The organism is Planctellipticum variicoloris (assembly GCF_030622045.1).
Lineage (GTDB): Bacteria > Planctomycetota > Planctomycetia > Planctomycetales > Planctomycetaceae > Planctellipticum > Planctellipticum variicoloris.
Map to the genome: position 1 here is coordinate 1,453,406 of NZ_CP130886.1, position 13,562 is coordinate 1,466,967.

Genomic DNA, 13,562 nt, shown 5'->3' on the forward strand with positions numbered 1-13,562 from the left:
CCTCCGAACCACACAAATCGTTGGGGTTTGCGCCCCCTGCGACGTCACCCGCTCGCGAGTCCCTGCCCGGTGGCCTTCGGGCTGGGCGGTGTAGCTCCCCGGAGGTTGTGCATGCCGCGAATTGCAGTCAATTTCCGGGTACGGACACTGTTCGGCCTCGTCGCTCTGGCAGCCTGCCTGCCGTCGCTCGCATCGGATGGTCCTCCCACCGTCGAGGAAGGTCGCGCCCACTGGGCCTTTCAGCCCGTGAACCGCCCAGCGGTCCCGGCCATCGAAATCCCCGCCCACGGCAATCCGATCGACGCCTTCATCGCGGCTCAACAGCAGACCGCGGGAGTGCGCAGTTCGACTCGGGCCGACAAGTACACGCTGCTCCGCCGGGCCAAGTTCGATCTGCTGGGAGTCCCGCCAACTCCTGCGGAAATTGCCTCGTTCGTCGCCGATGATCGCCCGGACGCTTTCGAACGCCGCGTCGAGGAATTCCTCGCCGATCCCCGCTATGGGGAAACCTGGGGCCGGTTGTGGCTCGACCTCGTTCGCTACGCTGAGACGGCAGGCTTCAACGCCGACCCCGCCCGGCCGCAGGCCTACCAGTACCGCGACTACGTCATCCGCGCATTCAACAACGACACTCCCTACGACCAGTTTGCCGCCGAACAGCTCGCCGGGGACGAACTGTTCCCGGACAGCAAAGACGCCCTGATCGCGACCGGCTACAACCGCATGTGGCCTGACGAAAGCAATGCGTCGGATGTCCTGCTGGCGCGGCAGTCGGCTCTCAATGATCACACGGGGAACCTGGGGGCCGTTTTCCTGGGGCTGTCGATCGGCTGCGCCCAGTGCCACGACCACAAGTTCGATCCGATCCTGCAGTCCGACTTCTACCAGCTCCAGGCGTTCTTTTCCGGCATCACCCTGCAGGACAAAGTCCCGCTGGGCGACAACGCTGCGCTCGCAAAGTACCGCGAAGAATTGCAGGCATGGCAAGCCCGAACCGCCGACCTGCGACGCGAACTGCACGCCATCAGCCGCGACGCCCGCGCCAAAGCGGGCGCCGAGAAGCGGCTGAAGTTCCCCAAGGTCGTGCTGGACGCCGTCGACACGGCCCCGGAAGACCGCACCCCCTACCAGTTGCAGCTCGTCTTCTGGTCCGAGCGGCAGATCGAGATCAAAGACAAGGATCTGCTCGCGGCGATGGGCGAAGCCAATGCGGCCCGCCGCGACGAGCTGACCAAAGCCCTCGACGAGGCCCGCAAGTCGGCCCCGAAACCGCCGCGCGAACTGACCGCGATGGCGGTGACGGAAGTCTCCGAAAAAGCCCCCGACACATTCCTGCTGGCGACTGGCAGCTATGACTATCCGCTTGACGAAACGCCCCCCGATGTCCCCGAGGTTCTCCGCAAGGCAGGGTGGAAAGGACCGGCGATCCAGCCGCCGCGGCCGGGAACATCCGGCCGACGGTCGGCCTTTGTCGAGTGGCTCACCGCCGCCGACAACCCGCTCACTTATCGCGTGCTGACGAATCGGATCTGGCAGGGGCACTTTGGCCGGGGGCTGGTCGAGAACGCCAACGACTTCGGCGTGCAGACCGCCGCCCCGACGCACCCGGAGCTCCTCGACTGGTTGACCGCCGAATTCCTGGCTCGCGGTAAGAGCATCAAGGAACTGCATCGTCTGATCATGGCCTCCGCGACTTACCAGCAGGCCGGATTCCGGACCGATGCCGCGAGCGACTCCGCCATCGCCCTGAAGACCGATCCCGACAATCGAACCTACTGGCACTTTCCCCGCCAGCGGCTCACCGGCGAACGGATCCGCGACGCCTGGCTGGCAGTTGCCGATTCTCTCAACGACTCGATGTTCGGGGCTGGCGTCCGCCCTGAACTCCCCCCCAAATTCGGCGGGGCCGGAGCTTGGAAAGTTTCCGAGAACCCCGCGGATCGCGTTCGCCGGTCGGTCTACATCTACGCGAAACGCAACCTGCCCTACCCCATGCTCCAGGTCTTCGATTTGCCCGATATGCACGAGGCGTGCGGCTGCCGGACGCAGACGACAATTGCTCCGCAGGCCCTGATGCTTCTCAACAGCGAACTGGTTCTCGGCGCGGCTCGCAAGCTCGCCGATCGCATCAATTCCGAGCATGCGACCGGCGACGCCGCCGGGATGGTCGAGTCCCTGTGGCTGATCGCCTACGGCCGCCCGCCCGATTCGGTCGAGCAGGCCGAAGCTCTGCAGTTCCTCGGTCAGCAGCAGGACCAGTTCCTGGCGCTCAACCCGTCGCTGGGAGAAGACGCGACCGCCGGACGCAAGCTGGCCAGCGGCGAAGCCTGGATCGATCTCTGCCACGCCGTCCTGAACTCGAACGAATTCCTGTTTGTGGACTGACCCGGCTGCTCGCAGCCGCCCGCCCGGAGGCCACTCATGACCAACCAGCCCACCGCCAGCGACTTCCGTCTGCCGCACGCACGTCCCGCCCAGTCCCGCCGCGACTTCCTGCAGCGGGCCGGCGGCGGCTTCGGCGCCCTGGCGCTGTCGGCGATGCTGGCCGAAGAGGCCGCCGCTGGCGCCATCATCGAAGAATCGGCCCGCAAACCGCACGCCTTCGGCAAGGCGAAGAGCGTCATCTTCCTGTTCATGGATGGCGGCCCGAGCCATATCGACACGTTCGATCCCAAGCCGGTCGTCAACGAGTACGCCGGCAAACCGCTACCGTCGACCGTCAAGCGGGTCATCACCCCGATGGGGGTTTCGGAGAATCCGCTGCTGGCCTGCCAGCGGACCTGGAAGCAATACGGCGAAAGCGGGATCCCGATTTCGGACTGGTACCCGCACGTCGCGCAGTACGCTGACGACCTGTGCGTCATCCGCTCGGTCTGGGGCGATTCGCTGAATCACGTCGGCGGCGTGGCCCAGATGAATACCGGCAGCATCCTCGGCGGCCGGCCCTGCATGGGCTCCTGGGTCACCTACGGCCTCGGCACCGAGAACCGCAATCTGCCGAGCTTCGTGGTGCTGCTCGACAGCGACAGGGAACCGCCCGGCGGCAACCGCGTCTGGAACACCGGCTTCATGCCGGCGACGTTCCAGGGGACCAAGTTCCAGCCCGGCCGCGATCCGATCCTGCACCTCAATTCGCCGGACGGGATCACCGCGCAACGTCAGTCGAAGAAGCTGGAATTCATCGATCGCTTGAATCGGCATCACGCCGAGATTCGCCCCGGCGACTCCGAACTCGAAGCCCGCATCAAGTCCTACGAGCTCGCCTTCCGCATGCAGGCCCACGCCCCCGAGGCAGTCGACCTGACTCAGGAAACCGCGGAAACGCAGGAACTGTACGGTCTGAACGACAAGGCGACCGAGGCCTTCGGCCGCAACTGCCTCCTCGCCCGGCGGATGGTCGAGCGCGGCGTTCGGTTCATCCAGCTCTATTCAGGCTCGGGGAGCAAGTGGGACGCTCACAGCAAACTGGAACAGAATCACTCGGGGCTGTGCAAGTCGACCGACAAGCCGATCGCCGCCCTGCTGATGGACCTGAAACAGCGCGGCCTGCTCGAGGAAACGCTGATCGTCTGGGGAGGCGAGTTCGGTCGCACGCCGATGTCCGAGAAGGGAGACGGCCGCGATCATAACCCGTACGGTTTCACGATGTGGCTGGCGGGTGGCGGCGTTCAGGGAGGCAAGATCGTCGGCTCGACGGACGACTTCGGCATGCACGCGGTCGACGACCGCCTGCACATCCACGACTTCCACGCCACGATCCTGGCGGCGCTGGGTCTCGATCACACCCGCCTGATCTACCGCCACCAGGGCCGGCCGGAACGGCCGACGCTCAATGAGGGGTATGTGTGCGAGAAGGTGTTTGCGTGATTGCGGGGGGAACCACGAATCACACGAATTCGCACGAATCAGAGTGAAGAGATGGAACCACGGAAGGCACTGAGGTCACCGAGAAAGACACAGGGTGCATGAAGCAAAGCAAAATGCACCAGCTCCAAGGACGGGTGCATTTGCATGCGTCCTGCATGAGTCCGCCTCACCCCCTCTTCCATTTTGCACTTTGCATTTTTCACCTTTCATTTTGCACTGACTTCTCGCCCTAATTCAACTCCATCGCCTCTTCCCAGTGCTCCATCAGCCGGGCCAGATCTGCCTGGGCCTGCGCATAATCTTGCTGCGTCCGCTGCATTCGTTCCGCATCTCGATGCACCTCGACGTCCGCCAGGTCGGCCTCGCAGCGGGCGAACTGGGCTTCACTGGCCGCGATGTCGGCTTCGATGTCTTCGACTTTGCGGTACGGGTATTTTCGCCGGCGTTTGCTGTCTGACGGCTTATTCCGTTCCGCCGCGGCGCGCTCGGCCGCTTTTTGGCCTTCCTGGCTGGCCTGCTGGGCCGCCTGCTGGTTTTTGCGGAACGAGACGTACTCGGAGTAGTTCCCTTCGAACAGGAACCAGCGGTCCGGTTCCACGACGAGGACTTTCGTCGCGAGCCGGTCGAGGAAGTAGCGGTCGTGGCTGACGAACAGCAGGGTTCCTGCGAACGTCCGCAGGGCCTGTTCCAGAGCGTCGCGAGACCAGAGATCGAGGTGGTTGGTCGGTTCGTCGAGGACCAGCACGTTCGGCTGCAGGGCGGCAATCCGGGCCAGGGCGACTTTGCTCCGCTCGCCGCCGCTCATCGCCCCGACCTTTTGCAGCGCCAGGGCGCCCCGGACGCCGAACTTCGCCAGCAAGTCCCGGAGCTGGCCGTCGGTGTAACGGGCGATATCGGGCGGCCGGATCGCTTCCATCGCGTCGAGATTTTCGTCGACGCAGGCGAGCTGCTGGTCGAAATAGGCCACCAGCACGTTGGCCCCGAACCGCACCGTCCCGGCGTCGGGTGGAAGCTCCTTCAGCAGCGTCCGCAGCAGGGTCGTTTTGCCGGTGCCGTTGGGGCCGATGATGCCGAGCCGGTCGCCGCGATCGACGCGCAGCGAGACTTCTTTGAAGAGGGGCGGGCCGCCGAAGCCTTTCGTCAGGCCGGTGGCCTCGATGACCCAGTCGCCGGTCCGGGTGCAGTTGCCGAAGCCCATGTTGGGGCCGTCGATGTCGCTGATGGTTTCGACAGCCTCGACCCGGGCCAGCTTCTGTTCGCGGTCTTTAGACTGTTTCGAAAGCTGCCCGTAGCGGTTGCGAGTGATGAACTCTTCGGTCCGGGCGATGAATTCCTGCTGCTTTTCGAAGGCCCGCTGGGCGACCAGTTGCCGCTCTTCCCGCAGCCGCCAGTACTGCGAGAAATTCCCCGGATAGTCGCTCAGCCGCCCCTGATGCTGCTCCAGAATCCGCGTGCAGACCCGGTCCAGGAAGTAGCGGTCGTGGCTGACCAGCACCATCGCCCGCCCGCAGCCCACCAGGTAGTTTTCCAGCCACTCCGTGGCGGCGATGTCCAGGTGGTTCGTCGGTTCGTCGAGCAGCAGGACGTCGGGCGCCCTCAGGAGCAGCCGGGCGAGGAGCAGCCGGTTCTGCTGTCCGCCGCTGAGGGACTGCGCCGGCTGGTCGTACTGGGACCGGTCGAATCCCAGCCCCGCCAGGACCTGGTCGATCCGGTAGTCGACCTGAAACCCGTCCAGCCGCTGCAGCTCGTGCTGGATGGCGTCGAACCGCTTCTGCAGCCTGGCCAGTTCGTCAGGGGCGGCCGTCGCCATCTGGTCGGCGACCCGGTGCGATTCCTCCTGCAGGCGGAACACGGTGTCCAGCCCCTCGCGGGCCTCGTCGAGGAGCGTCCGGCCGGGGGCGAATTCCGGGTGCTGTTCCAGAATTTCGATCCGGACGTCGCCAGGAATCGCCAGTTCCCCCGTGTCGGAGTGGTCCTGCCCGGCCAGAATCCGCAGCAGGGTGGTTTTTCCTGCCCCGTTCGGCCCGACCAGGCCGATCCGTTCGCCCGCCCGGACGTCGAAGGTGGCCTTGTTCAGAATCGGCGCACTGTCGAACTGGCGGCTGAGGTCGCGGGTGGAAATGAGGATCATCGGGGGATCTGGTTCCAGCGAAAGCGGGCGGATTTGCCCCGGACGCCCTTCCGGCAGCCCCGGCAGGTTGGTCAATCCTAAAGCGGGGGACTATATTGCAGCAATTCTGACGGCCGGATCACCGTCGTCTCGCGGATGAGGCGACGTCGGCCGCACCGTTCCGGAGTTTCCCCGCGCGGGGCTGGACGGACCGCAGGGGCTTGCCGGACCCGCAGGGCCGGAAGCCCGCTCACGACGTATGAAATGAGAGTCGGAATGTCTGCCGAGAAGCAACTGATTCGCGTGGGACACAGTCCCGATCCCGACGATGCCTTCATGTTCCATGCGCTGGCGAATAACAAAATCGACGCCGGCCCCTACCGCTTCACCCACGAGCTGCAGGACATCCAGACCCTCAACGACCGGGCTCTGAAGGGCGAACTGGAACTGACCGCCGTCAGCCTGCACGGCTACGCGTACATGACCGACAAGTACGCCCTCTGCGCCTGCGGGTGCAGCATGGGTGACGACTACGGCCCGATGGTCGTGGCCCGCGAGCCGATGACTCGCGAAGACCTTCGCGGCAAGACGATCGCGATCCCCGGCAAATTGACAACTGCCTACCTGGCTCTCAAGTTGTGGCTGGGGGACGATTTCACCCCGGTCGTCTATCCCTTTGACGAAATCCTCAATGTCGTCGAGCAGGGGAAAGTCGACGCCGGCCTGATCATTCACGAAGGCCAGCTCACCTACATGAACCAGGGCCTCAAGCTGATCGTCGATCTCGGCAAGTGGTGGCTCGAAGACACCGGCCTGCCCCTGCCGCTCGGCGGCAACGCGATCCGCCGGGATCTCGGCCCCAAGGTCATGCAGGACGTCACCCGGCTGCTCAAGGAGAGCATCCAGTACGCTCTCGATCACCGGGCCGAGGCCCTGGCGTACGCCCTGCAGTTCGGTCGGGACCTCGACCGCAGCCAGGCTGACAAGTTCGTCGGCATGTACGTCAACGACTGGACGATCGACTTCGGCGAGCGCGGCCGGAAGGCCGTGGCGACGCTGCTGCAACGGGCGTATGATGCGAAGATTATCCCGCAGCCGGTGCAGGTCGAATTCATCGGCTGAGCGATCGCGGGACGATGATGAACCGGCGCGGCCACCGCGCCGGTTTCCTTTGGCAGACGTCGACGACGAACTGGGAACGATCTGATGGAACCGATTCGGATTGCCCCCAAGCGGCGGTATCTCGTGCGGTTCGATCCCAAACGGGTTCCCCACCTCTTCACGGACGTGCTGATCGTCGGAGCCGGCATCGCGGGAATGCGGGCGGCCCTCGAAATCGACTCCCGGCTCAACGTGGTGATGGCCACCAAAGATCGGGTCCAGCTCTCGAACAGCGCCTGGGCGCAGGGAGGCATCGCCGGCGTCTTTGATCCGGTGGACGATTTCGCCAACCACGTCGCCGACACGCTCGCCGCCGGCAAGGGCCTCTGCAACATCCCGATCGTCGAACTGGTCGTCCGGGAAGCCCCCGATCGCATCCGCGAGCTGATCGGCTACGGCGCGGTCTTCGATCAGGAAAACGGCGAGATGGCCCTCGGTCACGAAGGGGGCCACAGCCACCGCCGCGTGGCACACGCTCTCGGCGATGCCACCGGTAAAGAAATCATCCGGGCACTCATCGAACGGACCCGCCAGTCTCCCAACATCGAAGTCTGGGAGCAGACCTTCACGCTCGATTTGCTCACTCACGAGGGGGAATGCCGCGGCGCGCTGATGTGGAATCCCCAGCACGGCAAGACCTTCGTCTGGGCCAAGCAGACGATTCTGTGCACCGGCGGCGCGGGCCGGCTCTACCGCGAAACCACCAATCCCGACATCGCCACCGCCGACGGACAGGCGATGGCCTTCCGCGCCGGGGCCGAGCTGCGCGACATGGAATTCATGCAGTTCCACCCGACGGTCCTCTACATCGCCGGCGGGTCCCGCCACCTGATCTCCGAGGCCGTCCGCGGCGAAGGGGGCCTGCTCCGCGACTGTCACGGCGTCCGCTTCATGGGGGACTACGATCCCGCGATGGAACTGGCCCCCCGCGACGTCGTCAGCCAGGCCATCACGAAGCAGATGGAGAAAACCCGGCATCACTGCGTTTACCTCGACGTGACCCACCTGCCGAAGGAACTGGTCGCCGAGCGGTTTCCGCATATCCGCAAAGTCTGCGGCGACTTTGGCCTCGATCTAACTCGCGACCTGATTCCCGTCCGCCCCGGCGCGCATTACATGGTCGGCGGCGTCACCACTGATGGTGAAGCCCGCACCTCTCTCAAACGCCTCTGGGCCGCCGGCGAAGTCACCTCCACAGGCCTCCACGGCGCCAACCGCCTGGCCAGTAACAGCCTGCTGGAAGGCCTGGTCTTCGGGCGACGGGCCGGAGCGAACGTCTCGGCCCTGGCGCTCGACGAACCCGACCGGTTCTCCGCGATCCCGCTGGTTCCCGACCCGATTCAATCCACGCCCGGTATCGATGACGATCTCAAGCTCGAAGATCTGTGGAACTCGCTCACCAGCGAGATGTGGCGGCACGTAGGCATCTCGCGGAATGCGGAAGGGCTGGAATCGGCCCTGCACCAGATCGAATTCTGGGATCGCTACGTCGGTCCCCGCGAGTTCTCGTCCGTCCGCGGCTGGGAGCTGCAGAACATGCTCCTCACCGCCCGGCTGATGATCCGCGCCGCAGCCGTCCGCAAAGAATCTCGCGGCGTCCACGCCCGCAGCGACTACCCCGCGATGGATCCCGCCGAAGCGGTCCATATTCCGCTGGTCGCGGACGACGTTCGTTGATGGTCGATCGTTGATCGTCGATGGTTAGAAGAAACGCCGCGGCCGACGACCTGGTATTTCTCAACGATCAACGATCGACCATCAACGATAAACGCCCCTCACGCCAGAATCTCCCGCACCACTTCCCCATGCACGTCGGTCAGCCGGTAGTGCCGGCCCTGGAACTTGAACGTCAGCCGGGTGTGGTCGATCCCCAGCAGGTCCAGCAGCGTCGCCTGCAGGTCGTGGACGTGGACCGGGTTCTCGGCGACGTTGTAGCCGAAGTCGTCCGTCGCGCCGTAGGTCATCCCCGGCTTGATGCCGCCCCCCGCGAACCACATCGTGAAACAGCGCGGGTGATGGTCCCGCCCGTAGTCCGTCTTCGTCAGCTTCCCCTGCGAATAATTCGTCCGGCCGAACTCACCTCCCCAGACGATCAGCGTGTCTTCCAGCAATCCCCGCTGCTTGAGATCCAGGATCAGGGCTTTGCAGGGCTGATCCACATCGGAGCACTGCCGTCGGATCGCCCCCGGCAGGTTCCCGTGCTGATCCCACCCCGGATGATAAAGCTGAATGAACCGCACGTTCCGCTCGGCGAGTCGGCGGGCCAGCAGGCAGTTCGCCGCGAATGTCCCCGGCTGCCGCGCGGCGGAACCGTAGAGTTCGAACGTCGCTTCCGTTTCCCCGGAGAGATCCATCACCTCGGGAACGCTGGTCTGCATCCGGTAAGCCATCTCGTACTGGGCCACCCGGGCGTTGATCTCCGGATCGCCCAGGTCTTCAAACTGCTGGTGATGCAGCTCGGCGAGCCGGTCGAGCATCTTCCGGCGGCTCGCCGCCGAGATTCCTTCCGGATTCTTGAGGTACAACACCGGATCGGCCCCCGAGCGGAACTGCACCCCCTGGTGGATGCTCGGCAGAAATCCATTGCCCCACAGCCGGGCATACAGCGGCTGATCGATCCGGTCTTTCGAAATCAGCACCACGAACGCCGGCAGATTCTCGTTCGCGCTTCCCAGACCATAACTCAGCCACGAGCCGATCGACGGCCGGCCCGCAAGCTGCGAACCAGTCTGAAAGAACGTGATCGCCGGGTCGTGATTGATCGCCTCCGTGTGCAGCGACTTCACAAAGCACAGGTCATCGGCGACCTCGGCGAGCGATGGAAACAGCTCGCTGATTGTGGCGCCGCTCTCGCCGTGCTTGTCGAATTTGAAGACCGACCCCGCCAGCGGCAGAATCGCCTGGTTGGCAGACATCCCTGTCAAACGCTGCCCCTGCCGCACGCTCGCCGGCAGATCCTGGCCGTTCATCTCGTTGAGCAGCGGCTTATAATCGAACAGGTCGAGCTGAGACGGACCGCCGCTCATGAAAAGATAAATAATCCGCTTCGCCTGCGGCGTATGGTGCGGTTGATCGAGGATCCCCTGAAACGGATTCGGCGGCGCAATCTCAGCCACCGCGTCCCGTCCGAGCAGTTGCGACAGCGCCAGGCCACCCAGTCCGAGCCCCGAGCGGCCGAAGAAGTCCCGGCGATTCAAGCCCACATTCACGTTCGAGCAGAACATTTTGCGTCTCTCCGCAGCTCGCGGTCGATTCATTCCGGAAATCAGCGCAGAACGACGGTCTCGTCGAAGTTCAGCAGCAGTTCGGCCACAACGGTCGCCGCCGCCAGGTCGAGCGGATCGAGCGATTCATCCGCCTTCCCTTCCCCCTGCGCCAGCAGCTTCTGAGCCGCCTCGGGATCGGCGGCGAAAATGGCTCGCTGTTCGTCCCAGACCTGCTTCAACACCGCGATCTGCCGCGGCTGCGGCGATCGACTGGTCGCCGTCCGGAACGCCCAGGCGAGCCTCTCATCCAGCGCCGCTCCCCCTTCCTTCAGCATCCGCTGGCCGAGGAACCGGGCCGCCTCCACAATCTGCACGTCATTCAGCAGCGCCAGCGCCTGCAGAGGCGTGCTCGTGCTCTGACGCTTCACCACGCAGACGTTTCGGTCGGCGGCGTCGAACGTGATCATCGAGGGCGGGGGAACGGTCCGTTTCCAGAACGTGTAAAGACTCCGGCGATAGAGGTCCGGGCCGTGACCCTGGTCGTACTGCGGCCGGCCCATCGCCACGTCCCACAATCCGTCCGGCTGATACGGCTTCACGCTCGGGCCACCCAGCTTCTCCGCAAACAGTCCGCTGACCGCGAGCGCCTGGTCACGGAGCATCTCGGCAGTCAGCCGACGCACCGGCCCGCGGGCATGCAGCACGTTCGCCGGATCGCGGGCCAGCAACTCAGGAGACGCCACGGAGCTCTGCCGATAGGTCGCCGACATCACAATCTCTTTGAGCAGGGATTTCATGTCCCAGCCGTTCGCCACGAAGTCTCTCGCCAGCCAGTCAAGCAGATCCGGGTGCGACGGCCACGCCCCCTGACTGCCGAAATTGTCCGTTGTTTCCACCAGCCCGCGCCCAAAGCACTGCTGCCACGCGCGATTGACGGTCACCCGGGCCGTCAGCGGATGCTCGCGATCGGTCAGCCAGCGTGCCAGCCCCAGCCGGTTCTTCGGCTGATCCGCTGGGAATGCGGGCAGCACCGCCGGAGTCCCCGCCGTCACGGGTTCGCCGGGTGCGTCGTAAGCTCCCCGCTTGAGGACGAACGTGGGCCGCGGCTCGGACATCTCCCGCATCGCCATGACTTCCATCACGGGATTGATCGTCTTAGACTGCTCCTGCCGCAAATCCGCCAGCACCTTTCGCGCATCGGCGACCGGCGCGGAAACGCGAGCCAGATAGTAGTCCTGCAGCTCTTTCCGCTGCCCGGGAGTCAATGCGTCAGGCGTCGCCGACCATGCCTCCTGACCGCGGGGATTGCCGGCGATCCTGGCGACCTCGATCGTCGTCAGGGGCAGATTGTAGATCTGCAGCTCGTCGACGCTCCCCCCCTTGAAACCACTGTCGCGAAATCGCGCCCCGATTTGAAATGCCGCAGACGCCCCGTCGTACGTGATGTCCTTGAACAGTCCGTCGCGGATCACTTCCACGTCCGCCGGAACACCGTTCAGGAACAGCTTCAAGCCCGCCGCCTTGCTGGAGCCGTCATAACTGATGGCCACGTGAGTCCAGTCCGCCGCCGGGATCGCCCCATTCGTCGTCACCTTCAGCGAATTTCCGGGCCACATGTGATGCAGACCGAATGAAACGTGACCATCTTCCAGCAGCAGTTCGTAGCCCCGGCTGCCGGCGTCCGCGGCGGCCTTGCTCGCATGAAACACGACCTCCCGCGAAACAATCTCCGCGGGCTTCAGCCAGAGCGTGAAGCTGAAGGCATCCGCCCGCGCGAAGGCGCCTACGCCTCCGCCGGTCAGGCTGTTGTCCCCCGAAAGAACCACCGCCTGCCCGACCTTGCCGGGCGCGAGTTGCGGGTTGTCGCTCGCCGAGAGAGGTTTCTCGACATCAATGCTGTTGACCGCCTTGTTCCCTTCGAGCGTCTCGAAGTCGAACGCAGCAACCGGTCTGGGCAGCGGTAACTCGCCGGTTCGACTCCCGAGCCATGTCGCCAACGCCGCCGCCTCGTCGGCTGTCACGGCCTGCAGTCGCTGTTCCGCGGCCTGGATCTGCTGGTCGAGCTGCCCCAACTTGGCCTCGGTCGCATCGTCCGGCAGCAGCAGCGTCGGGACCGGCATCGCGGGCGTGAAATACGTCGTCTGCCCGTATTCATCGATATTGTTGAAGAAGCTGTAGAGCCCGTAGAACTCCTGCTGCGAGATCGGGTCGTACTTGTGGTTGTGGCACCGCGAACACTCGAAGGTCAGACCGAGAAACGCCGTCCCCATCGTATTGACGCGGTCCACCACGTACGCCGTCCGGAATTCCTCGGCGACCACGCCCCCCTCTTCGTTCTGCATGTGCAGCCGGTTGAAGGCGGTCGCCAGTCGCTGTTCGCGCGTGGCGTCCGGCAGGAGATCCCCCGCAAGCTGCCAGACGATGAACTCGCGGAACGGCAGATTCCGATTGAAAGCCCCGATCACCCAGTCCCGGTAGGGCCACATCGCCCGGTAGCGGTCCATCTGATAACCGTGTGTGTCGGCATAGCGGGCAATATCCAGCCAGTCCGCCGCCATCCGCTCGCCGTAACGGGGAGATTCCAGCAGCCGGTCGACCACCCGTTCGTACGCGGCGGGAGAGGCGTCCGCAACAAACGCCGCCACCTCGGCAGGCGTCGGCGGCAACCCCGTCAGATCGAACGTCACCCGCCGGATCAGCGTCTCGCGATGCGCCGGAGCCGCCGGAGAAAGCCCTTCCCGCTCCAGCCGGGACAGGATAAATCGATCGATCGCATTTGCCGGCCAGTCGGTGCGTTTTACGGCCGGCGGTGCAGGACGGGCCATCGGCTCGAAGGCCCAGTGCCGCCCCCACGGCGCCCCTTCGTCGACCCACTGCCTGAGCAGCGCAATCTGCGACTTCGTCAGCTTGCCGGCAGCCCGGGCCGGCGGCATCACCTCATCGGGGTTGGTGCTCAGAATCCGCCGGACCAGTTCGCTCTGATCCGCCTTGCCGCGGACGATGATGTGCACGCTGTCCCGGGCGCGGAACACATCGGCCTCGCGGTCGAGGCGGAGATCCCCCTCGCGGGCCTTGTCATCCGGTCCATGACACTGGAAGCAGGCATCCGACAGGATCGGCAGAATATCGCGACTGAACTGAATGTCCCCCGCAACTGCGGAGCTCGCACACAGCGCAACAGTCAGGCAGGCCAGGAAAACGCGCAGCATGGCGGGAAC

At 64.8% G+C, this 13,562-nt stretch carries 7 protein-coding genes; 4 read left to right on the plus strand and 3 right to left on the minus strand.

What is annotated here, in order from left to right:
- Positions 1-111 precede the first annotated feature (111 nt).
- Positions 112-2,385, plus strand: a complete 2,274-nt coding sequence (locus tag SH412_RS05735; RefSeq protein ID WP_336522553.1) for a DUF1549 and DUF1553 domain-containing protein — start codon at positions 112-114, stop codon at positions 2,383-2,385.
- A gap of 36 nt (positions 2,386-2,421) precedes the next feature.
- Entirely contained in the window at positions 2,422-3,867 is a 1,446-nt protein-coding gene (locus SH412_RS05740) for a DUF1501 domain-containing protein (protein ID WP_336522554.1), read from the plus strand.
- A 229-nt stretch (positions 3,868-4,096) separates the two neighbouring features.
- Here SH412_RS05740 and SH412_RS05745 read toward each other — a convergent pair whose 3' ends face one another.
- Positions 4,097-5,998 (minus strand): ABC-F family ATP-binding cassette domain-containing protein, encoded by a 1,902-nt coding sequence (locus tag SH412_RS05745; protein ID WP_336522555.1) that lies wholly within the window; start codon positions 5,996-5,998, stop codon positions 4,097-4,099.
- Positions 5,999-6,253: 255 nt separating this feature from the next.
- On the opposite strand from SH412_RS05745, the gene SH412_RS05750 reads away from it, so the two are divergent.
- On the plus strand, positions 6,254-7,099 hold the full coding sequence (locus SH412_RS05750) for a menaquinone biosynthesis family protein (RefSeq protein ID WP_336522556.1): 846 nt from the start codon (positions 6,254-6,256) through the stop codon (positions 7,097-7,099).
- 84 nt (positions 7,100-7,183) lie between these two features.
- Positions 7,184-8,815 (plus strand): L-aspartate oxidase, encoded by a 1,632-nt coding sequence (gene nadB, locus SH412_RS05755; protein ID WP_336522557.1) that lies wholly within the window; start codon positions 7,184-7,186, stop codon positions 8,813-8,815.
- Positions 8,816-8,913: 98 nt separating this feature from the next.
- Here nadB and SH412_RS05760 read toward each other — a convergent pair whose 3' ends face one another.
- Complete coding sequence (locus tag SH412_RS05760) at positions 8,914-10,362, minus strand: DUF1501 domain-containing protein (RefSeq protein WP_336522558.1); 1,449 nt, start codon at positions 10,360-10,362, stop codon at positions 8,914-8,916.
- A gap of 41 nt (positions 10,363-10,403) precedes the next feature.
- On the minus strand, positions 10,404-13,553 hold the full coding sequence (locus tag SH412_RS05765) for a DUF1553 domain-containing protein (RefSeq protein ID WP_336522559.1): 3,150 nt from the start codon (positions 13,551-13,553) through the stop codon (positions 10,404-10,406).
- Between the last annotated feature and the right edge of the window lie 9 nt (positions 13,554-13,562).

What these genes read in the sequence shown, in the direction of transcription:
- SH412_RS05735 (WP_336522553.1), top strand. Translation starts at nt 112, where the DNA reads ATGCCGCGAATTGCAGTCAATTTCCGGGTACGGACACTGTTCGGCCTC.
- SH412_RS05740 (WP_336522554.1), top strand. Translation starts at nt 2,422, where the DNA reads ATGACCAACCAGCCCACCGCCAGCGACTTCCGTCTGCCGCACGCACGT.
- SH412_RS05745 (WP_336522555.1), bottom strand. Translation starts at nt 5,998, where the DNA reads ATGATCCTCATTTCCACCCGCGACCTCAGCCGCCAGTTCGACAGTGCG.
- SH412_RS05750 (WP_336522556.1), top strand. Translation starts at nt 6,254, where the DNA reads ATGTCTGCCGAGAAGCAACTGATTCGCGTGGGACACAGTCCCGATCCC.
- nadB (WP_336522557.1), top strand. Translation starts at nt 7,184, where the DNA reads ATGGAACCGATTCGGATTGCCCCCAAGCGGCGGTATCTCGTGCGGTTC.
- SH412_RS05760 (WP_336522558.1), bottom strand. Translation starts at nt 10,362, where the DNA reads ATGTTCTGCTCGAACGTGAATGTGGGCTTGAATCGCCGGGACTTCTTC.
- SH412_RS05765 (WP_336522559.1), bottom strand. Translation starts at nt 13,553, where the DNA reads ATGCTGCGCGTTTTCCTGGCCTGCCTGACTGTTGCGCTGTGTGCGAGC.